Source organism: Paenibacillus sp. sptzw28 (genome assembly GCF_019550795.1).
Classification (GTDB): domain Bacteria; phylum Bacillota; class Bacilli; order Paenibacillales; family Paenibacillaceae; genus Paenibacillus_Z.
In genome coordinates this window covers 2,936,351-2,958,800 of sequence record NZ_CP080545.1, presented here as the reverse complement: position 1 = coordinate 2,958,800, position 22,450 = coordinate 2,936,351, and the positions used below count along the sequence as shown (strand labels likewise).

Genomic DNA, 22,450 nt, shown 5'->3' with positions numbered 1-22,450 from the left:
CCTCAAATTCAAGATTTACTGATTAACTGAGGGAAATTGTGTTCCCGGTCCATAGTATGGAAGTTTTATATCAAAGCTGGTCCCTGAGTCTGTTTTCCTTACCGACAGCCCGTAACTATCGCCAAAATACAGCTGTATACGTTCATGCACGTTTCGTATCCCGAAGGAGGCCGGATCAGGATTCCGCTTCTCGAGTATGCGGATAACCCTTTCCAGATCAAGCGCTTGACCGTCGTCGAATACCGACAGAACGAACGTGTCCGCACTGGTTCGCTTTCCCCTAATTTCAATTCGGGTGCCGCCTGAATGACGGTTCATTGCATGCATGATCGAATTTTCCACAAGCGGCTGCAGCGAGATTTTCGTAATCTGCTGGTCCATTAATCCATCATCCACGGATACTGAAATGGTAAATTGTCCTTCATAACGAATGTTCTGCAGGGCGATATAGCTGTTCAAATGCATTAGCTCATCCCGGACGGATACGATATCGGCCTGATTCAGCCCCGATCTCAGAAAGTAGCTCAGATTTCGTATCATATCGGTTAGATCCCGGTCCCTGTGTTCGAACGCCTTCCATTGGATCGTATCGAGGCTGTTATACAGAAAATGCGGATTGATTTGGTACTGCAGCAGCCTCAGTTGATATTCCCTCTTCTGAATCTGTTCGTGCCTGATTTCCATCAGCAGCTCGCGAATCCCGTCATACAGCTCCCGAATTTCGTCCCTGCGCGCAATTTGGGGGATGTAGATGTCCGCCCCCTCGTTCTTCTTTCTCATGACGAGCGAGGCTAACCTCTGAATCGGCCGTGAAAAGTTACGCGCCAACCCTGCCGCAAGCAAGGAAGTAAGAGCGATCTGGGAAAGGATTATTCCGATGGTCCACTGATTCACTTTGTTCAACGGAGAAAGGATTTGCTTTCGCGGAATTTCTCCGATTAACATCCACTCGTCGCCGATCTTCCTCATAAAGTAGGAATTATCGGAATTGGAAGTATCATGGTAAGGGAAGCTTTCGCTTTGCCTGATTGCAGCGATAAGCCCGGGTTTGATTAACGTACCGGCTGAAGCGCCGTTAGCCGGAATGATGGTGCGGCTTTCCTTGTCGGTGGCCAAGTATTGAACCTGCCCCACCTTCAGCGGTTCGGCCATAATTTTGACGAAAGTGTTATAGGGGATCTGAATCTCAAGACAGCCGTACAGTTCATGCCTCACAACATCGCCAAAGGGCGCGAGCCAGTTGAATGTCCGGCCGCTGGAATCCTCCCGGATGACGAAGACTCGTTTGAACTCCCCGCCGCTAGGCTCCAGCGCCCTCAATAGCGCCCAGTCGCTGCGCACGGGAAGACCGTATTTAGTTAAGTAATGGGGCCGGTTCACGATGACCGACACCCGAAATCCGGAATTGATATATTGGACTTTCGTCACATACTGCTGCAATTGATTCGCGGCTTCAACCTGCTTGACGATAGGGATATCCGATGTTTCGAAAGTGGAAACAAAATCTTCATCCCGCACAAAAAGTCTTTCTGCGGTTTCGAACTCCCGGTAAATTTGTTCGATTTCCGTAGCCGTACGGGACAGGATGATATCCGAGCTTTGTTCCAGCTGCTTGGTGAATATATTGGAGGTTAAGACGATGTTGGCAGCGCCGACCACAATTAAAGGAATAAGCATAAAAAAAAAGATGAACAAAAAAATCTTCTGATGAAGACTCCTGAACTGTAATCCGGGTCTTATCATACCAAAGCCCCCCGGTATTCCGAGGGGGTCATCCCATACTGCTTTTTGAACAACTTCACAAAATGCTCCACTTTCCCGTAACCTACCTGATAGGATACTTCATATACCTTGACGGTAGGATCCTTGAGCAAACGAATCGCCTCGGCCATCCTAACCTGCAGCAGATAACTGCGGAATGTGACACCTGTTTGACTTTTAAAAAATTCACTCAAATACACCGGCGACATGCACAATTCCTCTGCAATCGTTGCCAGATGTATATCCTGGTTATAGTTTTTCTCGATGAATTGTATCGCCTTCTTGATCAGCTGGTGCGGACGTTTTCCATGGCGGCGCTTAATCATCCGGTGGATTTCCTGTCGGAAAAATTGCAGCAATTCCTTGTTCTTATATTGGCTGGCGATCCGCATGCGCAGTCCGTCCGCATCCGGTCTCGCCGTCCCCGCGCTGCCGGTATCGTTATGCTGCAGGTGCTCCCGCAGGGTAAATAACCACTCGAAACACCATCGCTGTGCGGATTCGAGATCCCAGTTGAGAAATGACGTCCCTAATTCATTCAGCCAATTAACAATCGAATCCGTCTCTCCCTCCGCGATCCAGGTGATCAGCTGATGCATTGGCTTGCTCCACTGACCGTATGCCAGTTCTTTCTGCGAAGGATGAATGCATCTTATAGGCTCGTTCGGATCTTCCCCCATATATTCCATTGTTTTCTCCGTTTCCCAGAAAAGCCTCCCCAAATCGAGCACATTCTCTCCGGTCTCGGATATCATGACATGAACCCAGTGCTTCGTGTATTGGGCAATAGTATCGCGCAGCTTACCGGAGAAGCTCATAAGCCATTCATCGGAAGCCCCTTCACCGACAGCAAGAAGCCATCTCCCGACGGAGAGGCGGACAGGACACATTGCCCGGAACCCGGAGATGACCTCGTACATGACATTCTGTACAGCAAATTGCGCGGTTTTGAAACTTTCAAGATCCTTCTGAAATCCTGCCTTCTCCATTGAAACAAGAAGCAAACGCAAATTACCCTCCAGCAGCCATTCCAATCCGACGTTGACGCAATCCTCCTCCCAGCCGTAACCCGGATGATTGCCCAAAATCAGCTCCTGGATATATTGCGAGCGGATCGATTCCAAATAAGTTTGGGTACGTTTATCCCGCTCCTTCTTCTGCCTTGACAAATCCAGCCTATCGACCAGCTTCATGAGCACCTCCAGCAGTTCATCCGGCTGGGTCGGCTTGAGCAGGTAATCGGTAACACCGAGCTGCAGTGCTTTTTTGGCAAATTCAAACTCTCCGTAAGCGCTCAGGATGATGTAATGAGCCTTCGGATGACGCAATCTCGCCTTGCCGATCATTTCAATGCCGGTCATATCCGGCATTCGTATATCGCTTATGACGATATCAGGCTCCTCCCGCTCCATAATTTGCAGCGCCTCTTCGCCGTCCTCCGCCAGACCGGTTACTTTGAGTCCGTATTCGTGCCAAGGTATCATCTCTTTGAGCCGTTCCCGGATAAAGTTCTCGTCATCAACGATCAATACTTTATACATAAGCCCTCCTCCACTTGCTGCAGGTTATCCTTTGACGGCTCCCTGGGAAAGCCCCTCTACGATCTGCCGGTTCATGATTATAAATACGAGCAGCACCGGTATAATGGAGATGGATGATCCCGCCATAAGCAGGTTCCACGCGGCGGCTCCATTCCCCATATTGCGCAGCTCGACAACTCCGACCGTAAGCGTTTTCATGTCGGGATTACCGGCGCTCATAATTAAAGGATACACGTAGTTGTTCCACTCCGCCACGAATTCCAGCAAGAAAAAGGTTGAGGTGATGGGAAGCATAAGCGGCAGAGTGATTTGGTAAAAACGTTTGAAATAACCGGCCCCGTCCATTATCGCCGCTTCATCGATTTCTTTCCCGAGGGATTTGATAAACCCTTCATATAGAAATAAGCTGGCTCCGAGACCGTACATAGCGGCAATCGGCATTGTATAGATGCTGGACGCAAGTCCCCAATCTACCGCAAGCTGGAATCTCGGATATAAGGTCATCGGTCCGAGGCTGATGAACATAACGCCAATCACGAGTATTGCAAGCAGCCGTTTCCCGGGAAAATCGGTTCTGGCATATACGTATCCCGACATAGCGCCCATAAATACGACCAGTACTGAAGTAACAGTAGCAAAGATTACGGAATTGTAGAAGTATAGCGAGAAGTCCAGTTCCTCCCAAACTTCCTTATAATTGGCGAACGTCCACACTTTCGGAAGCAAACTGCCGCCCGATATGAGCTCCTGATTGGATTTCATGGAGCTGAAGATTACATATAGGATCGGCATGATCGTGACCAAGCCGGTTAATGTCAAGAACGTATATTTTACCGCAGCAAGAAACGATTTCAATGGAAATGTCCTCCCTTTTAATGATAATCCATACGTCTTGTCATTTTAAAGTAGGCAACGGATAAAATGAGCAAAAATATTGCGGTCACAACCGCAACAGTGGCCCCGTAACCATAATTGCTGCCGCTTTCACCGCCAAAAAACTGATGGAAAATGAACAGAAACGTGACTTCCGTCGCATTATTGGGGCCGCCGTTGGTCAGGATCAGATAGGGTCCGATCGATTTCAGCGATCCGAGTATCGACAGGAACAGAATAATTTGCAGGATGCGTCCCATCATAGGCACCGAAATATAGCGTATTTTTTTCCACCCTGAGGCTCCGTCGATATCCGCGCTTTCATAGACCTCCTTGGGAATGCTGCTTAATCCAACCAGAAAGAACAGCATGTTTATACCGAAATTTTGCCATGCGTCCAGCAGCATCCCGCTAAGAAACGCCATCCATCCGCTCGACAGGAAGTCAATCGGGCGATCGATCAGGCCGAGCGCTTGAAGCAGTTGATTGATTCCACCGTTATAAGGATTGAGCAGAATATACACAACCATGGCAATCGTCGTACCCGGGAGTATAAACGGCATAACGAATACCGCACGAAAAAAATTCCTCCCCCTTAAGCGGGTGTGAAGCAGCAACGCCAGAACAAAAGCAAGCGGGAGTTCAAGCAAAATTTTCATTGCGAACAATGCCTGCTTCCACAAGCTCTGCCAATAAAGCTGGTCGTTCAGCAGCCGCTGGAAATTGATCAGTCCGGTAAACCGCTCCTGATTGAATCCGTCATAGAAGTAGAACACATACTTCAAGGCCCACATGATCGGATAGAGCGAGAAAACGGCGAAACAGCATACGGGGATGAGCAGCATGAGATAAGCGGCTCCGTATTTGGCGAAAAAACGTTTGAGGAGATTGTTACTTCCTTGCCGGGTGATTGCCGTTTCTGATTTTGTCAGGCTCGCCTGTTGTTTCATCGTAGTGTACTCCTTTACAAGCATATTCTAATTTCCACAATCAACCATAATATTAATATAATTTCCGACTTCTAAGCTTATCGTAATGAAGCATCCCCATTATATCACCCCCGTTCACCGGGAGTCCCCCCCTCAAAATCAATAAATACTGAAGGTTATTCGGTGTAAGCACTGAATAAGGCTCAGCTTATGTAGCCCTTGCGGGAGCTGATTATCTATCATCACGAAATACGGATTCGACTCAGTATTTATGAAGTTTAGGGGGATGCGCAAAAGATATGCATGCTTTATAATGAGCTGAAATTTAAGCTTAGGGGGAACGCCATGAGTATTCAAGTCCTGAATGAAAACGACTACTACCGCTGCGTTTATGGTGGTTGGCTGGGGAAAAATATCGGAGGCGCACTCGGAGCCCGTGACGAAGGCAACAAAGAACTTCTCAACCTCTCCTTCTATCCGGTTATTCCCGACGGGCCGATGGAAAACGACGATCTGGATCTGCAGCTCGTTTGGCTCCATGCTCTTGAACAATACGGGCCAATGCTGACCGCCAAGGAGCTCGGACAGGAATGGGTAGAGCACGTTTTCTTCCCTTTCGACGAATACGGCTATGCGCTCGCCAATTTAAGGAGAGGTCTTCAAGCCCCCGTATCCGGTTCATTTAACAACCCCTTCACCCACTGCATGGGTTCCCCCATCCGTTCCGAGATCTGGGCGATGGTTACTCCGGGGTGCCCGCATCTTGCCGTCCGGTACGCATACGAGGACGCGATCGTCGATCATGCCGGCGGAGAAGGCGTATACGGTGAGATGTTCTTCGCAGCAATAGAAAGCGCGATTTTCTTCGAGAAGGATCGCGATCGCTTAATATCTATCGGTCTCGGGTACATTCCCGATAATTGCAGAACGGCTCGTGCGGTCCGAGACCTGCTCGCATGGCATAGTCAAGGCATTGATTGGATGACTGCGAGGGAGATGATAATCAAGCATCATGGGAACGACAACTTTACCGACGCCCCGCAAAACATAGCTTTCACTATTCTCGGCTGGCTTTATGGCGATGATTTCGAGGATGCGATCCTGAAGGCTGTCAATTGCGGTTATGATACGGACTGCACTGCAGCCACGCTCGGCGCTATTCTCGGAATGATACTGGGCCTTACGAACCTGCCGCTAAAATGGACGGATCCGCTCGGGGACGGGATCGTGGTCAGTAAGCCCGTTAAAGGCTTCGATATACCGCGGAATTTGCATGAATTAACCGCTCGTACTATCCGCATGGGAAGAAAAGTATTGGCCGCCTGGGATGCGGATATAATCATCCATTGTGAGCTGCCGACCAATCTGGATGGAACTGCCCGAACGGCTGATGAGGAAATCCGCGATATATGGACGCGCAGCGTAAACGGGAACCGCTGGCTGCTTCCGGAAAATTCGGCCGAGGCGCTCGGCCTGGAGCTGACATTGAGCTATGGAGCCGGGGGACCCGCTATTGGCGTGTCGCATCAGAAACAACTTTCTTTTACGTTGACCAATCACTCCCCGGAAAGATGGGAGGCGCGTCTTTCTTTAGACGTACCAGGGCGCTGGAAATGCGAAGAGGCGCTTACGGCTGCGCTTGAGCCGGGGGAATCGTTTCCCTTTACCTTTCGCGTCACTTCTTCCGGCGATCTCATGCCGTCGTATGAGTGCAGCCTTCGAATCTCCCGATTGCACGATGTCCAGCAGTGGGCGGAGATAAAAGTACCATTTACGCTCATAGCGGCATCTCATTGGCTGCTGGAAGGGCCTGAGTCCCTTCAGGGAGAAGCTGCCGTTTCCGGCAATCGAATCGATTGGCATTCGACGCTCGGTACGGATCAGACAGGTTTATACCGGGCCGTCACCCGAATGGTTGTTCCAGAAGTCCGCGATATCAGACTGATCGTCGCCGCGAATTGCCGGGCTACCGTCAATCTGAACGGAAAGCAGCTCTTGTCTTTCGACGAAAATGCCGAGTTCATGCCCGCGTTTCACCGGGCTCCGGTTGAACAATACACTGAACTTAGTATGGAGTCCGGCAGCTACGAGCTGGAGGTTATCGCGGCCAAGAGCGCACACCCGCTGGAGGTTTATGTACTGCCGGTTTCTACCGGACAGACGAAACAGCCCGGCCCGTATTATTATTTTACCGACATTTTGTTTGGTCCTCCTCTATAGTGAGCGGACCCGTGGTAGAAAGGAAGAGACCGATGAAATCCGTAATAATGGAAGAACTTGAACGGAGAGAAAGGTTCGATTTTCCAAGCCGTGTGAATCATGCTTTTGTGAAGGACGCGATTGCATTCATACTCGGCAGAATCGACGCTAATTTAGATGTGTTTACATCCCGGTTTCCTGCGCCCGCTAGCCATCGGCTCGTATATTCCGCGACAGAGAACACCGATTGGACCACCGGATTCTGGACCGGGATGCTGTGGCTTGCCTATGAGGTGACCCGCGACGATAAATATCTGCGGGCGGCAGAAATTCAAGTTGACAGCTTCAAGCAGCGAATCGACAGCCGCTTTCATACGAATACGCATGATTTGGGGTTCCTCTACACTCTATCGTGTGTAGCTTCCTATAAACTGACCGCAAACCGGGAAGCGGCCGACTCCGCCTTAAAGGCAGCGGACCAACTTATGGAGCGTTACCACCCCCGTGCCGGCATTATCCAGGCTTGGGGCGACTTGAACGATCCGAATGAAAGAGGCAGAATGATTATTGATTGCTGCATGAATTTGCCCTTGCTGTATTGGGCATCGGGAGAGACGGGAAACTCCCGCTACAGTTCTGCCGCATCCGAACACGTCAGTAAAGCGGCCTCGCTAATCGTAAGGGAGGATGCTTCTACCTATCACACTTTTTTCATGGATATCGATACCGGGCTGCCGAAGCACGGAGAAACGCACCAGGGCTACGCAGACGATTCTTGCTGGTCACGAGGGCAGGCTTGGGGCTTATATGGTTTTGCTCTCAGTTATATTTATACAGGTGAACAGGAACTGCTGGAATTGGCCAAGAAGCTGACAAACTTTTTTCTGAACCGTCTCCCCGAAGACTTGGTCTGTTACTGGGATTTGATCTTTACCCGGGGTGACCAGGAAAGGGACAGTTCCGCCGCCGCAATTGCAGCTTGCGGCATGCTTGAGCTCGCCAGGCATCTGCCGCTGACGGATCAATCCAAACGAATCTATGAGAATGCGGCAGCATGCATTATTGAATCGCTGACCGATAACTATTCTACCGTCCTTAATTCCAGCTCCAATGGAATCCTGAAGCATGCCGTTTATAATAAGCCCCGGGGGATGGGAATCGACGAATGCACAATCTGGGGAGACTACTTTTATTTTGAAGCCTTAGTCAGGCTGCTCAAGGACTGGAGATCGTATTGGTAACATCAAAGCGAGGCCGTCTCAAAACGGTAGAATCAAATCGGTTTAACCCAACGTAACGCTTCTTTATACAAGTAAAATGGCTATGCTGGTACTTAAAACAGCGCAGCCATTTTTCTTTTTTGGTCCTCCGCCACCCCGAGTTCGGGCAAGCCTCTCTTTTGTTTGGGTTTTAGGGTGGTTCCAACATTTTAACAAGGAATGGCTTCTTTTTGTGTTCTATTTTGAGAATGAGGTTAAACCAAAACGGAGCAGGTCGAATGATTCTGGAGAAGCGTCAGCGGTCGCCTTTGTTCGAGGATTCCCAAGTTAGCTCATCCATTCAAGGAATCCCCGAACAACATCGATCGTAAAAACATTCGACCCGCGCAGTTCCCTGTGTTTAACCCAAATTAAAAACGAGGGGCCGTCTCATCGTTATCTTTGATGACTTATGGGACAGCCCCGTTTTTTTATGCTGCCCCCCGGTTTTTATTACGTTTTGTTTCAGTTTAAATAGAGAGGGTAACAAAAAGAAACGGCTTTTTGCTTTGATATATTTCAAGAGTCGATGCTGAAAGAATGGCATTTTATCATATGTTGGGGAGATGTGAACTTCATTATGCCAAGTTTGCAAATAAATCATCAATCCTTATTTGAATGCCTTTTTACCAATTCATTCAATGGGATTGCACTGATCAAGTCTGACGGGAATTGGATTAAGGCGAATGAGGCTTTGAATCGAATTTGCGGTTATTCAAGCGAGGAGCTGACTAAGCTCACCATTTATGACCTGATACACCCGGAGGACCGGTTTGATAAGGTTCAACATCTTCTGCAGCGGCAGCATTCGGCAGTCGAGGTTCGTCTTATTCATAAAAATACAAACATCATATGGTCTTCAATTATAATCTCAATAGTCGAGGAGGAGGCAGTTGACGAGGAATCGTATTTTATTATTCAAGTGACTGATATTTCCGGAACGAAAGAGGCTGAAAAGAAATTCAATAGAATAGAGCAGCTGTATAGCCTTATTTCCGAACATTCACAGGATGTTCTCTTTACGACTGCAACCGATGGCAGCATTCTTGATTCCTCCCCTTCCTTCCGGAAGCTATTGGGTTATTGGCCAGAAAATATAACCGGCATGCAGGAAAGTTCATTTTACCATGCCGAAGATTTACATAGGCTGCAGGAAAACAAAGGAACAAGAGAGTATGCTCAGCAATTCAGACTGCGGCACAAAAATGGAAAATACTTATGGTTTGATATAAAAAGAATGAAGCTGAACGATGAAATGTATTTGAATATGGGAAGCAATATTTCCCAGCACAAGAAGAACGAGAATATCATCTCGGAAGCCCACCGTACCGCCTTGATCGGAAGTTGGGAATGGGACATCCTTCACAAGGAGGCGATCTTCTCCGACTATTTGTATGAAATCGCAAATATACCCAGAGATAATGAAGGGTTTAATCATATCACGGGTTTGGTCCCCCTCGAAATTAAGCAGCAGTTTCTAAAGGAAATCGAAAAAGCGCTTAAAACTAACGATTTGAATTTTGAGTACCGTATCATACACACGGATGGCACATACAAATACCTGCACATTCGCGGAGTTGTTTCCCGCGCGGTAACAGGTGATCCTCTTAAGATTCAAGGAACTGTTCAGGATATTACGGAACGCAAAAATATCGAGTTAAAGCTGCAGGAAACAGTCGAACGATACACGTCACTCAAAAAATATAACCACGATGCCGTAATTTCGTTAGATTTGGATGGATGCGTTATTAATGCAAACAAGATGGCCCAGGTATTAACAGGATATTCGATCCAGGAAATGCAGGGTGCAAGCTTCTCCCGTTTTGTCCCGAATAGTAATGTCAAAGAGCTTTTAATAACTTCTTTAAAAGATGCCTCGGTAGAAAAAAGCATCGATAGGATTATTAATAAGGACGGTCATGCGGTTGAAGTATTGACGACCATCGCCCCTATATTTATCAATAACGGAAACGTCGGCTATTATATTATTGCAAAGGATATAACAGATCAGAAAAGGCTGATCATTGATAAGGAAGCTGCAGAATCGAGAAACAAAGCTAAAAGTGAATTTCTGGCGATGATGAGTCATGAGATTCGCACTCCAATGAACGGCGTGATCGGTATGACGGATCTTCTCATGGAGACTACGTCCCTGAACGCGCAGCAAAGAGAATATCTGGAAATTATTCGTAAAAGCGGAGAAACGCTCCTTCGCATCATTAACGATATTCTGGACTTTTCCAAAATTGATTCGGGACAAACGGAGCTGGTCGAGGAAACGATCGATATCAGAAACTGCATCTTTGAAGCGGTCGACCTCCTCATGCCCAAAGCGCATGAAAAAAAGCTTGAAATTTCATTCTCCTTGGGCCAAGAGGTGCCGCCACGCCTTCTTGGCGACGAAAAAAGGCTGAAGCAGGTACTGATTAATTTGGTGGGAAATGCAATAAAATTCACAAATTCAGGCGGTGTTTCAGTCTCTGTCAAAAAACTGTCGCAGAACGGTCATTCGGTAAAATTAATCTTTAAGGTAAAAGACACGGGTATCGGCATACCCCGTGAAAAGAGCGACCAACTTTTTCAGCCGTTTTTTCAGCTGGATAACTTTATGACACGAACATCGGAAGGAACGGGCCTTGGTCTTGCGATCAGCAAGAAGCTTGTGAACCTGATGGACGGAGATATATGGATTGAGCACTCGGACGATCCAGGAGCTACCTTTCTATTCAGCGTTTCTCTGAAATTAGTAAAGAAACCTGCCAGTGCTGCCGTTCAGCTGAATTATGAGGAGATGAAGCCTCTACGGCCACTCAATATTTTAATCGCCGAAGATAACAAAATCAACCAGCTGGTCCTGATCAAAATGCTTGATAACCAGGGGCACCGCCTCACTATCGCGGAGAATGGCAGCAGAGCGATTGAAGAGGCTTTGTCGGAATCCTATGATATTATATTTATGGATGTGCACATGCCTCTTATCAATGGATTCGAAGCGACATCAATTATTAAAAACGCGCTCACACCTGAAAAATGTCCCGTCATTGTCGCCGTTACGTCAAATGCACTCAAGGGTGACCGAGAGAAATGCCTCGCTGCCGGGATGGACGAATATATAAGCAAACCGATCAACAATAAGACGGTTAGTAATATGATTCGAAAGTTTTTTGCTTAATGCCACGCCATTATAAGGAGGAGAATTTATATATGGTAGTTTGCTTGTAGGTCTGTCCCGGACTGAGTTCCGTACTTGGGAAATTCGGGTGATTCGGCGAATCCGGAAAGTGCTGCGTCTCCAGAGCGAGACCGGCATATTGATTGTAAACCTTCCCGTCTTTCCCGATATCTCCATCGATCCTTTGTCCGGTATAGAATTGAACGCCAGGCTCAGATGTATAAACCTCCATTAAACGGCCGGATTGCGGTTCATAAACTCCTGCGGCGAACACTATGGGACGCCCGTCTTGTTCCAGTACATAGTTGAAATCGTAGCCGTTCGATGCAAATTGCATTTGCGGATGGTTCGAATGGATCCTTGACCCGACAGATACCGGTTTACGAAAGTCAAGCGGCGTTCCTGCGACACTTTGCAATTGACCCGTCGGTATAACGTCAGCATTCACAGTCGTAAACCGCTCGGCATTAATGGTCACAATGTGTCCGAGGATATTACCGTTCCCTGCTCCCGCCAGATTGTAATAGTTATGCTGGGTCAGGTTTACTACTGTTTTCTTATCGGTTACGGCGGTATAGTCGATCCTGAGCTCATTGTTGTTAGTCAGCGTATAGATCACTTTTACCGCCAGATTCCCCGGAAACCCCTCTTCGCCGTCTTTACTTGGATAACTAAGAGCAAGACCGACCTCTCCATCCTTGTATACTTCCTCGGCTTCCCAAACTCTCTTGTCAAATCCCCTTATACCGCCGTGCAGCATGTTGGTTACGTTATTTACCGGAAGTTGATAGGTTACTCCGTCAAGGGTGAACCGGCCACCTGCAATTCGATTCGCATAGCGGCCTATTATCGCACCATAGTAATACTTGTTGCCAGTTCTCACGTACTGGTCCAGTGTGGGATAGCCCAGCACGACATCTTCTAGGATTCCGTTGCGATCGGGGACTTTCAGGCTGACCATTATACCGCCGTAATTCGTAATGGCGGCTTGCATACCGTTGATATTACTCAAGATATATAGAAATACACTCTGACCATCAGGGGTTTGGCCGAAATATTGTTTGACGATTTTAGAGGGCATTTGCTCTATCGGAGCCGTATTGCCGTACACCGGTTCCGCCCCATGCGGTGAAGCGGCCCAACGTATCGCATTCGATATAACCCGTAATACCTCCTTGTTATAATATGTTGGATATTCCTGATCTCCCGGCCGAAAGTAAAAGATTTTCCCAAGTCCTCTTTGGTAGCCGCATCCGCTGCGGAATACTTCCCCTCCCTGGAACCAGCTAATAAACACTAGCTCTTCCGGAGCCGGGATATCAAAGAACTCTCCGTACATCTCCTCCTTCTCCAGCTCGATGTATTCGCCGATTCCTTCGGTTATCGGATGGGACGGGTCTACGACCCACAATCTTTCGCGCTCGAAATCCGATCTCCACTTCAGATCGCAAGTAGTACCCATCAATTTCCGGAATATTTTCGATCGGTGTCCGGAATGCAGGACGATCAGCCCCATTCCCTGCAGAACCCTGGCTTGAATTCTATCTACAACCGCATCGCTTACCTGTTCGTGAGCCAAATGCCCCCACCAGATCAATACATCCGTACGGTTCAGGACCTCTTCCGAGAGTCCATGCTCCGGCTGTTCCAATGTAGCGGTTTGGATACGAAATCCGCTGGCTCCGATTCCAGCCGCAATCGCTTCATGAATGCCCCATGGATAAATGGCGGCAATCTTAGGTTCCGTTCTTTCATGTATAAATTCATTCCAGATGGTCACATTTATCGTTTTCATCTGCATAACGCCCCGTTTCCAACTGATTTCCATGCGCGCGATCACCATCTTCTTTTTAAGGATATATATGTTTCTCCCTTATGAAAAACCACTTAGGCAATATTTTATCGTATAGAATATGCGTCACTCACATAAATATGGGAAGCGTACTTTTTTTCAAACCCAAGTAAGGAAGTGAAATTTTTGAAGGTCTATGTCGCCGGGAATGGAGATACTCTCTTTAATATTTCAAATAAATATCAAATCGGACTGGATCAATTGATGGCGGTAAACCCGCAAATCTCCAGCCCCTATTTGATGATCTCTGGCCTTCGGGTTAATATACCTTCTGAATCAAGGCCAACCGCGGCCGCGGAGCACAGAGTCGTTGCTCCTTTCTGTCCGCCTGTGCCCCAGGAGCAATTTCTTCACAGCTGGATGCCGGTTACATCCGCCGAACAAATGGCTGAGAATGAATACGACGTCCTCATTGTCGGATCGGGCGCGGGTGGCGGAGCAGCGCTTTGGAGGTTATGCGAACAGTGGGGGAACAATGAAAAACGGATCGGAATCGTGGAGCGGGGTGAGCTTTACGTCCCCACTCATGTCGCCAATATAGCTACCATAGACGGTGAAAGCTTCCGTCTGTTTGCACCGCCTGAAATAACCGATCTGATCGGGAACAGACTTCCCGAATATTCGGGCGCGAAGCTGATTTATGCTTTAGGCGGAAGGACGATACTTTGGGGAGCCATCACTCCGCGTATGGTAGATTTTGAAATCGCGCAATGGCCGGTTTCGATTAGTGAAATGGATCTTTATTACAATATCGCCGAAGAAATCATGAATGTGACTACAGACTATGCGAGAGACTCGTCGATTACGTCAATCCTTCTGAAGCGACTTAGAGAAAATGGATTTTACAACGCGGACTATATTCCGACTGCCACCAACCTTGCCCAGACACGATACGGCAAGCTGAATTCCAATGTCTTTTACAGCACAATACTGTTATTCGCAAGAGCTTTAAGCATGCGTACCTTTGATCTGGCCGTTAACACTTATGCGGCGGAGGTAATTACGGAGGACGGTAAAGCGGCAGGCGTCCGGGTAATGACCCGGGATAAGAAATCCCACATCATAAGGGCCAAGAACGTGGTACTGGCGGCAAGCGCATTACAAACCCCGCGCATCCTGCTTAACTCTAATATTCCGGGGAAAGCGATCGGCAGGTACCTCATGAACCATTCCTATTTGGTCGCTACGGCAAGCGTAAATACGACGAATTTCCCTGAGCCATTGGGAGTATTGGGGATTATGATACCGGAGACTCAAGACCGCCCCTATCAGCTGCAGCTTCAAGGACCGGAGCAATATTTTGATTACCACTACGAGAAAAAGCCGATTAAGAATGAATGGAGGATCAGCTTTTTCGGCGCTTCCGGAAAGGTTGAACCGCGTTACGAAAACAGGGTCTTTGTTGAACCTGACAGACGGGATGAATACGGGGTCCCCGAATTGCAAGTGAATTTCTCATACAGTGCACGGGATGAAGCGGTTTTGGAGCAAATGTCGGCGGGATTGGTGCGCGCTTCCTCGGCGATGCAATTAAACTTCGCCACAATGAACGGCGTTCCCGCCATATGTCTGATGCCGCCTGGTACGGATAACCACGAAGCCGGAACATGCCGTATGGGGAATGATCCGGAGACCTCGGCAACGAATCCTTACGGACAAATTCACGGCGTTCCGGGTCTTTATATAGCCGATGCCAGCATTCTGCCCTCAATGGGAGCTTCCAATCCAACCTTGACAATCACAGCTATGGCGATCCGAACGGCAGATAACATAGTCAGACAGATGCTCGAATAATAAGCAGATGCCTCACTCAATACATTACTCGTAACCTCGGCTTCAGAAATGAGGTGATTTCTTTGCTTGAGCGAGTGAATTCCGGAATCGGCGAACTCGTGGACCGTTTATTAAATATCCAGTCTCGCGATGGGAGCTGGCGACTTGGATTTATCGAGAGCGGAATGATGTCCGACGCTGCAACCATAATGCTCATTACAACGCTTGGCCTGAGCAAAGGGAAATTAATCTCGTCCCTAGCAGAGCGTATTCTCGCCGGTCAACGCGATGATGGAGCATGGCGGGTCTATCCGGATGAGCCGTACGCCAATATATCGGCGAGCTTGGAATGCTACTTCGCACTGTTACATGCAGGCATTCATGCATCGGAGCCGTTTATGGCAGAAGCGAGAAGCGCCATCGAAGAGCTTGGCGGGCTATCCCGTATCGACAGCCTGATGACCAAATTTTTGCTTGCCGTCATCGGACAATATCCATGGCCGAAATGGTTTCCGGTCCCCCTTTCCATAATGATGCTTCCCCGCTCATCACCTCTGCATTTCTATCAATTTTCCGGTTATGCCCGCGTCCACATGGCGCCGATGCTGCTGCTCGGACACCGGAAGCCGGTATTCAAGCCGCCGTCGGTATCACCGCTACCAGGGCTTCGCATGCTTCAGCTGCCCGCAGGCAGCGAATTATTCGACTGGGACAAACATTTTAGTGTTCGTAAGCACCCGGATGATTACAACTGGTTCAAGCAGATGAAACAGTCGCTCAACTCCGTGAATATTCAGCGGCAGGCCGCGCGGCGGGCAGAACAATATATGCTCAGCCGGCTTGAAGCGGACGGTACGCTGTACAGTTACTCGAGCTCCACGATACTGATGGTGCATGCCCTGCGGTCGATCGGTTACCGGCGTGACCATCCGGTAATCGCGAGAGCCATTCAAGGTCTTGAATCCTTTCTCTGGCCCGATCACGGCCGGCTTACCATGCAGAATGCAACATCCACCGTGTGGGACACGGCGTTGATCAGTCATTCGCTTCAGCAGGCCGGATTATCCCCCTTACATCCGTCGATTAAGCACGCCGGCCGCTTCCTGCTCTCGCGGCAGCATACGAAGACCGCCGATTGGCAATTGAACGTGAAACATCCGATTCCCGGTGGTTGGGGCTTCTCCAACATTAATACGATAAATCCTGATGTCGATGATACGACAGCTTCATTGCGGGCTATTAATAAACTGGGGGCCGCCGCGGACTATAGGAAGGCGAGCAACCTCGGCTTGCAATGGTTATTGGCTATGCAAAATAAAGACGGAGGCTGGGCCGCATTTGAGCGCAATATTGATAACCCGCTCATCTCCTGGCTGCCGCTGGACGGGGCCGCAGACGCGGCTACAGATCCTTCCTCTGCGGATTTAACGGGACGGACTCTCGAATATTTGGGCCGGACAGCCGGACTCTCGAATGAACACCGATTTATTCGGAATGCCGTGAACTGGCTCTACAAGCATCAGGAATCGGACGGCTCCTGGTACGGCAGATGGGGCGTTTGCTACATCTATGGAACGTGGGCGGCATTGACGGGACTGGCCGCAGTCGGCGAGCCGCCCGATCATCCGAAAATTCGCAAGGCGGCGGACTGGCTGCTTGCTGTCCAGAATAGCGACGGAGGCTTCGGCGAATCATGCGGAAGCGACCGCGTAAAGCGTTTTATTCCCCTATCGTCTTCAACATTATCACAGACAGCCTGGGCATTAGACGCGCTAACAGCGGTGAACGACGAGCCGCTCGAACCGGTGAAGCGTTCAGCTGACTTTATTTTGCGCAGCCTCCGCTCGGACGGACTTGCCTCCTCCTATCCGACCGGCGCAGGCTTGCCGGGACATTTCTATACGCGGTATGAGAGCTATCCGCTAGTATGGCCGCTGCTTGCCCTCTCCAATTATCGTCTTAAATACAATGCTAAAGCATAGTTCCATCATCTTTGCCGAGGCGAGACTCAAGTTCTTTTTGAATGAGCAGTTGATTGTTCTTATGGAACTTTCTCATATTTCTGGGAAAGCGGCAATTTGCGATAAGCCCGTCTATCCGTATTTGATCACCGGCTAATATATAGCTGCGCATTGCGCGAATATATTCCAAAGAATCCGATTGCCTCCGCTTCATTTCGGCTCTCTGGTCCGTAGAATCGCCATGCCCGGTAATCAACAGCCGGATATCGTGCCGAGCTATGATGTCGTCCAACTTCAATATGCTCCTCTCATACAAAGCGCTGTCGAAATAAATGTACGGGAACTCCACATTCGAGAAATAGTCACCTGCAATAAGCAGTCCAAGCGGCTCAATAACCGTAAACATCCCGTCGTCATTATGACCCGGCGCCGGGTAAAACACCAAGCGGGTACTGCCGAGAACAAATGCATCTCCATCTTTCGCCGCGCATACATCGACAACGGGAAAAGCAATTTCGTAGCCGCGAATAATGTAATACTCGTCGTCAAACGCTTTGATCTGTTCCACAACCGCCACTTTCCCTTCTTCGCTTTTGGTTTTTAAAGCTTCGCTGGCGTTCGCGATGGCCTCCGGAAAAGCCTTGTAACCGATAATATGATCATAGTCGGAATGCGTGAACAGGATGTACAGCGGGCGTCCGTTCAAAATCGTATATGTATAATTCCGAATTTCCTCCACCTCGTGCGGCAGCCATGCCGGATCGACGACCACGACCAAATCTTCCGTTTGAATGACAGCCGATACCGTCATATAAAGATTACTTTGAAATAATGTCACAGAGTTATTTTGCAGGGTAATCATTCTTTCAGCCTCCATTCTCACTTCTGATTAAAGAGTAGATGCTTTAATTATAAAGCAAACTGTCTCTAAGTAATTAACGGGTAATGAGCTGCAGCCCCGCCCCCATGCAGTTTCATGCCCGTTTCTGACCGTTATTCATAGTTCTCTAGTCTGTCCGGCATTGCGGGACAGAAAGAAAAAATCTAAAAACCGGCCTCTTCTGATGTATAAAAGATCCAAACTAGCCCTAGAATAGTGCAAGGAAAGAAGAACCAGCTGTCGCGGGTCCGAGCTTTGGCGCGCTATCTTCGCCATGCCGGTTCTTGTCGAGTCAGACCGCGTAGTTTGTTTCTTCCCTGGAACCGCAGCGAAAGTAAATGTAATACCGGTACTTTGCTGCGGTTTAAACTGTTCTCAGACAAAACTTTTAGGAGGCAAACATGCTTAACCAAAACAATCTTTCCCAGCAAGTAGCTCAGTGTGAGCAAATCATCCAGCAGATGATGAGCCAAACCCAGCAAGCATCTCAGATGTATCAGCAAATGGCACAGCAGGAGCACCAAAATGCGCTGCAGCTTGAAGAACTTGCTAAACGCGAGCAGCAAGCTGTTCAAAACATTCAATCCGCTCTTCACGGACATCAAATCGCTATGCATCAAATGCAGCAAATTTTGCAAATTTGCAGACAACTGGAACAATCGGTTCATGCAGAACAAGCGAATTTCAACGCATACAATCAAAACCAGTTTCTCACGCAGCAGCAGCGGAACCTTCAACAACAATAGAACCGTGTTATAAGACAACCGGCTTCGCCGCTCTGAAGAGAGGCGAAGCCGGTTTTATTCTCTGCGGTTATTCTACTCTCGGCTTTGTCGGGTCACACCCGGGCATTGGCACGAGTCCGGAGGCAGCCAGCTTAATCAGATAATAGCACTCTTCTCGCGCCATATGATCGGGAATCAGCGGCGTAATCCGGTCCAGCATCTCGGCATTAAGATCCATTTCGAGCAGCTCCGCAAGGAACTTCCGGAAAAGCTTCATTTCCAGATTGATTTGTTTATGAAAAAACCGGAACGCCGGAAAATCCGCTAATTGGGTTCTCATATACCCCGCCATCTCCACCGCTTTCAAATAAAGCGCCTGGAACTGCTTTTCAAATTGCTCGTTTGCCTTGATCAGCGGCTGTTCCACCCGATCCAGCCCGAGTATAATCGCACCCGCGTGACCGGAAGCATCAAGCAGCCAGAGCAGGTCATGATGCAGAGGATTGAAGACGGGCACCGGCTGTCCTGCAAGAAGCGCCTCCAACACTCTGCAGTACTCCTCAAGCTCATCTACCATATGATTGATGAAAGTAGGCGTCAGCCCCACCGTAACCGTTCCAAGCAGCATTCTTCTGAGCAAATCCAGCTTGAAGGTCCTAAGCTCAGTTGTTAATTGATAGGCTTGTCGGTTAAGCGTATCAAGATTGCCCCCCGCGTCGGCCATTCGCGCAACTGAGAGGAGCTGGTCGAATTGGCGAATGAAATGCTCTGCAACCCGGATATCCCCCTGCTCCTTCGGTGGCAGCGAATCATTGATAAACCGGGCGTGATCACCCAAAATTTGCAGCCAAAATCGATGCTCAAACAGGGCATCCTGCAATGGTTCTCTTGTCATCATCGGAATACACACCTCTCCGTTGTCACCTGGATAGTAGCAATTTATGTGCTCTCGCCCAATTAGGTGCATCCGACTGTACGTTCACTGGACCGAATTTTATCAGAACAAAAAAAAGACGTCCCGCGAAGGGGACGCCGTCAAGTAGCCAGTGCGATAAAAAGATGTTAACGAAGTTTCCAGTACAAATCATTGAGACGCAGCTCATTGCGGAAAGCCAGCGTACTCGTCGAGTTGTCGATAATCACACACTCGATGCCTGTCATTTCCGCCCAGTCAACCAATTGCTCAGCCGTTACGACATACGAGAATACAGTATGGTGCGCGCCTCCGGCATGAATCCACGCCTCTGCGGAATCCTTAAGGGACGGCTGCGGCTTCCACAATACGCGCGCCACCGGCAGCTTAGGCATTTCGCGCTGCGGTTGAACGGCATCGACGATGTTAATGATGAGGCGGAACCTTTTGCCAAGATCAATCAAAGAAGCATTTACCGCTTGCCCGCTGCGTCCGTCGAAAATCATGCGCGCCGGGTCCGCTTTGCCTCCGATCCCGAGCGGATGCACCTCCAGGCGTGGACGGTTAGCTGCAATCGTCGGACAAATTTCAAGCATGTGAGCGCCGAGAATCATCTCGTTACCAGGCTCGAAATGGTACGTATAATCTTCCATAAACGACGTACCTTGGTTGTTTGCAATCATTTTCATCATACGGGTTAGTGCGGAGGTCTTCCAATCGCCTTCCCCGCCGAAGCCGTAGCCGGCTTCCATGAGCCGTTGAACCGCCAGACCCGGCAGCTGCTTCATGCCGTGAAGGTCTTCGAACGTCGTGGTGAACGCGGAGAATCCCCCTTCTTCCAGGAAGGCTTTCATGCCAAGCTCGATCCGGGCTTGTTCCCGTATCGCTTCCCAAAGCGCAGGCGTATTGCGAGTCGTGGATGAAATGTCGTACAACGACTGGTATTCGTCTGTCAGCGCATTCACCTGCGCTTCCGAAATATCCGAGATTCTGGCAACGAGATCGCCCACGCCGTAGCCATTTATCGACCAGCCAAATTTGATCTGCGCTTCGACTTTGTCGCCTTCCGTAACAGCGACCTGACGCATATTATCACCGAAGCGGGCGATTTTAAGCGAACGGCCTTCCGTGAACGCAGCAGCGGTCCGCATCCAGCCGGCAATACGGCTCCGCGCTTCCGGATCTTCCCAATAACCTACGACAACCTTGCGGGCGATGCCCATGCGCGCTCCGATGAACCCGTACTCCCTGTCGCCGTGCGCCGACTGGTTCGTGTTCATGAAGTCCATGTCGATGGAATCCCACGGAATGTCGCGATTAAATTGCGTGTGCAGATGAAGCAGCGGTTTGCGAAGCTCGGAGAGCCCTGCAATCCACATCTTCGCCGGCGAGAACGTATGCATCCACGTGATGATGCCTGCGCAGCGCTCGTCGGTGTTCGCTTCCGAGCAAAGCTTGTAAATCTCCTCCGGGGTAGTCAGAACCGGCTTGAACACGACTTCGAACGGAATCGACTCATCGCGGTCAAGCCCTTCGGTGATAATGCGGGAATGTTCTGCAACTTCCAGCAGTGTTTCCGGGCCGTACAAATGCTGGCTGCCGGTAACGAACCAAAATTGATAAGGTTTGACGGTAAGCATAATATCCTCCTTTATACTGCAACCGTTAGCTGCGGGTTATTAACGCAGCTCGGTTGTCAGTGAAAATTGCAACCGTTAGCTGCGGGTTATTAACGCAGCTCGGTTGTCAGTGAAAATTGCAACCGTTAGCTGCGGAATTACCAAGCAGCTCGGTTGCCAGTAATAATTGCAATCGTTCATTCGATAACCCGAATGACGATTGTAATGCCCTTCACAACTTGTACGAACAAATTCGGAGAGGAAATATGTCGATTAATCCGCATAATATCAATAAATTGTTAATTACGCAAAATCTCAACCTTTCTCGGCCCTCAACTTGTACGTACAACTTAAACTGAGTCTATTGTACGCTTTCACCGTTTCTTTTTCAATAGGTAATTCTGCATTCACTCCAAAATGTAAAGCTTTTCTCATTTTCTTTACATTGTCCAATGGTATCCTTAAAATGGAAATGTAAGTGGTTGCCGAAACTTATTAAAAATACATAAAATTACGTGTTTTGCCCTGCTTTGTTGGAGTTTTTTCCAATCGTGCACTTGACAATGATACACTTTGTATCATAAATTACTAGTAGTAGAGTATTACGGTACCCGTTCGTACTAGGACTAGTTCTTCGGTACGAGCGTAAGGAGCAGAACAATGACTATGACTATGGGAGACCGATTGAGAGAACTTCGACTAAAGAAAAATATTTCTCAGGAAGAAGTAGCCAGGCAGATTGGAATTACCCGTTCCGCTTACAGTCATTATGAAATCAACAACCGCCAACCGGTATACGAAACTTTGAAGAAGCTTGCCGTTTTATTCAATGTCTCGCTCGATTATATTATTGGCGGCGAACCGGTCAAACACGATCCTCCGGTATCACCGGAAGCGATTGAAATTATCCGAATTCTAAACAGCATGGACCAGGATAAGCGGAAGCAATCGATCGATCGAATGATGGCTGTCATCAGACAAGCTGAGTAGACA

The 22,450-nt window shown here is 48.8% G+C and carries 14 protein-coding genes and 2 pseudogenes; 7 read left to right on the top strand and 9 right to left on the bottom strand.

What is annotated here, in order from left to right:
- Positions 1-15: 15 nt before the first annotated feature.
- The 4 genes from KZ483_RS13180 to KZ483_RS13165 form a co-directional block, all read right to left on the bottom strand.
- Entirely contained in the window at positions 16-1,677 is a 1,662-nt protein-coding gene (locus KZ483_RS13180) for a sensor histidine kinase (RefSeq protein ID WP_220353103.1), read from the bottom strand.
- A gap of 62 nt (positions 1,678-1,739) precedes the next feature.
- Positions 1,740-3,302 (bottom strand): response regulator transcription factor, encoded by a 1,563-nt coding sequence (locus KZ483_RS13175; protein ID WP_220353102.1) that lies wholly within the window; start codon positions 3,300-3,302, stop codon positions 1,740-1,742.
- A 24-nt stretch (positions 3,303-3,326) separates the two neighbouring features.
- The gene (locus tag KZ483_RS13170; RefSeq protein ID WP_220353101.1) at positions 3,327-4,157 is read right to left on the bottom strand and encodes a carbohydrate ABC transporter permease; all 831 of its coding nucleotides are present in this window, start codon (positions 4,155-4,157) and stop codon (positions 3,327-3,329) included.
- Positions 4,158-4,174: 17 nt separating this feature from the next.
- Positions 4,175-5,125 (bottom strand): carbohydrate ABC transporter permease, encoded by a 951-nt coding sequence (locus KZ483_RS13165; protein ID WP_220353100.1) that lies wholly within the window; start codon positions 5,123-5,125, stop codon positions 4,175-4,177.
- A 324-nt stretch (positions 5,126-5,449) separates the two neighbouring features.
- Between KZ483_RS13165 and KZ483_RS13160 the strand changes: the two genes are divergently transcribed.
- The 3 genes from KZ483_RS13160 (at position 5,450) to KZ483_RS13150 (ending at position 11,734) form a co-directional block, all read left to right on the top strand.
- The gene (locus KZ483_RS13160; RefSeq protein ID WP_220353099.1) at positions 5,450-7,324 is read left to right on the top strand and encodes an ADP-ribosylglycohydrolase family protein; all 1,875 of its coding nucleotides are present in this window, start codon (positions 5,450-5,452) and stop codon (positions 7,322-7,324) included.
- 32 nt (positions 7,325-7,356) lie between these two features.
- Positions 7,357-8,544 (top strand): glycoside hydrolase family 88 protein, encoded by a 1,188-nt coding sequence (locus KZ483_RS13155; protein WP_220353097.1) that lies wholly within the window; start codon positions 7,357-7,359, stop codon positions 8,542-8,544.
- Positions 8,545-9,091: 547 nt separating this feature from the next.
- The gene (locus KZ483_RS13150) at positions 9,092-11,734 is read left to right on the top strand and encodes a PAS domain S-box protein (RefSeq protein ID WP_258881682.1); all 2,643 of its coding nucleotides are present in this window, start codon (positions 9,092-9,094) and stop codon (positions 11,732-11,734) included.
- 10 nt (positions 11,735-11,744) lie between these two features.
- Here the strand turns inward: KZ483_RS13150 and KZ483_RS28500 are convergent.
- Together KZ483_RS28500 and KZ483_RS28495 are read right to left on the bottom strand one after the other, a co-directional pair.
- A pseudogene (locus KZ483_RS28500) lies at positions 11,745-12,773 on the bottom strand (aldose epimerase family protein); the annotation flags it as partial.
- A gap of 30 nt (positions 12,774-12,803) precedes the next feature.
- Positions 12,804-13,529: pseudogene (locus tag KZ483_RS28495) on the bottom strand (ThuA domain-containing protein); the annotation flags it as partial.
- Positions 13,530-13,712: 183 nt separating this feature from the next.
- On the opposite strand from KZ483_RS28495, the gene KZ483_RS13140 reads away from it, so the two are divergent.
- Together KZ483_RS13140 and KZ483_RS13135 are read left to right on the top strand one after the other, a co-directional pair.
- Entirely contained in the window at positions 13,713-15,380 is a 1,668-nt protein-coding gene (locus KZ483_RS13140; RefSeq protein ID WP_220353095.1) for a GMC oxidoreductase, read from the top strand.
- 53 nt (positions 15,381-15,433) lie between these two features.
- Positions 15,434-17,341, top strand: coding sequence for a terpene cyclase/mutase family protein (locus tag KZ483_RS13135; protein ID WP_397376173.1), 1,908 nt, complete (start codon positions 15,434-15,436; stop codon positions 17,339-17,341).
- Here the strand turns inward: KZ483_RS13135 and KZ483_RS13130 are convergent.
- Positions 17,331-18,158, bottom strand: a complete 828-nt coding sequence (locus KZ483_RS13130; RefSeq protein WP_258881681.1) for an MBL fold metallo-hydrolase — start codon at positions 18,156-18,158, stop codon at positions 17,331-17,333. The two genes, KZ483_RS13135 and KZ483_RS13130, sit on opposite strands and share 11 nt — an antisense overlap.
- A 443-nt stretch (positions 18,159-18,601) precedes the next feature.
- Here KZ483_RS13130 and KZ483_RS13125 point away from each other — a divergent pair, with 443 nt between their 5' ends.
- Positions 18,602-18,946 (top strand): hypothetical protein, encoded by a 345-nt coding sequence (locus KZ483_RS13125; protein WP_220353089.1) that lies wholly within the window; start codon positions 18,602-18,604, stop codon positions 18,944-18,946.
- A 67-nt stretch (positions 18,947-19,013) separates the two neighbouring features.
- On the opposite strand, the gene KZ483_RS13120 is transcribed toward KZ483_RS13125, so the two are convergent.
- Both KZ483_RS13120 and araA read right to left on the bottom strand, forming a co-directional pair.
- Entirely contained in the window at positions 19,014-19,820 is an 807-nt protein-coding gene (locus tag KZ483_RS13120) for a DUF2935 domain-containing protein (protein ID WP_220353426.1), read from the bottom strand.
- Between the two features lie 167 nt (positions 19,821-19,987).
- On the bottom strand, positions 19,988-21,478 hold the full coding sequence (gene araA / locus KZ483_RS13115) for an L-arabinose isomerase (protein ID WP_220353088.1): 1,491 nt from the start codon (positions 21,476-21,478) through the stop codon (positions 19,988-19,990).
- Positions 21,479-22,117: 639 nt separating this feature from the next.
- On the opposite strand from araA, the gene KZ483_RS13110 reads away from it, so the two are divergent.
- The gene (locus tag KZ483_RS13110) at positions 22,118-22,447 is read left to right on the top strand and encodes a helix-turn-helix domain-containing protein (RefSeq protein WP_258881679.1); all 330 of its coding nucleotides are present in this window, start codon (positions 22,118-22,120) and stop codon (positions 22,445-22,447) included.
- Positions 22,448-22,450 lie beyond the last annotated feature (3 nt).

Excerpts from the sequence above, each read along its gene's own strand:
- KZ483_RS13180 (WP_220353103.1), bottom strand. The coding sequence starts at position 1,677 with ATGCTTATTCCTTTAATTGTGGTCGGCGCTGCCAACATCGTCTTAACC.
- KZ483_RS13175 (WP_220353102.1), bottom strand. The coding sequence starts at position 3,302 with ATGTATAAAGTATTGATCGTTGATGACGAGAACTTTATCCGGGAACGG.
- KZ483_RS13165 (WP_220353100.1), bottom strand. The coding sequence starts at position 5,125 with ATGAAACAACAGGCGAGCCTGACAAAATCAGAAACGGCAATCACCCGG.
- KZ483_RS13160 (WP_220353099.1), top strand. The coding sequence starts at position 5,450 with ATGAGTATTCAAGTCCTGAATGAAAACGACTACTACCGCTGCGTTTAT.
- KZ483_RS13155 (WP_220353097.1), top strand. The coding sequence starts at position 7,357 with ATGAAATCCGTAATAATGGAAGAACTTGAACGGAGAGAAAGGTTCGAT.
- KZ483_RS13150 (WP_258881682.1), top strand. The coding sequence starts at position 9,092 with ATGCTGAAAGAATGGCATTTTATCATATGTTGGGGAGATGTGAACTTC.
- KZ483_RS13125 (WP_220353089.1), top strand. The coding sequence starts at position 18,602 with ATGCTTAACCAAAACAATCTTTCCCAGCAAGTAGCTCAGTGTGAGCAA.
- KZ483_RS13120 (WP_220353426.1), bottom strand. The coding sequence starts at position 19,820 with ATGACAAGAGAACCATTGCAGGATGCCCTGTTTGAGCATCGATTTTGG.
- araA (WP_220353088.1), bottom strand. The coding sequence starts at position 21,478 with ATGCTTACCGTCAAACCTTATCAATTTTGGTTCGTTACCGGCAGCCAG.
- KZ483_RS13110 (WP_258881679.1), top strand. The coding sequence starts at position 22,118 with ATGACTATGACTATGGGAGACCGATTGAGAGAACTTCGACTAAAGAAA.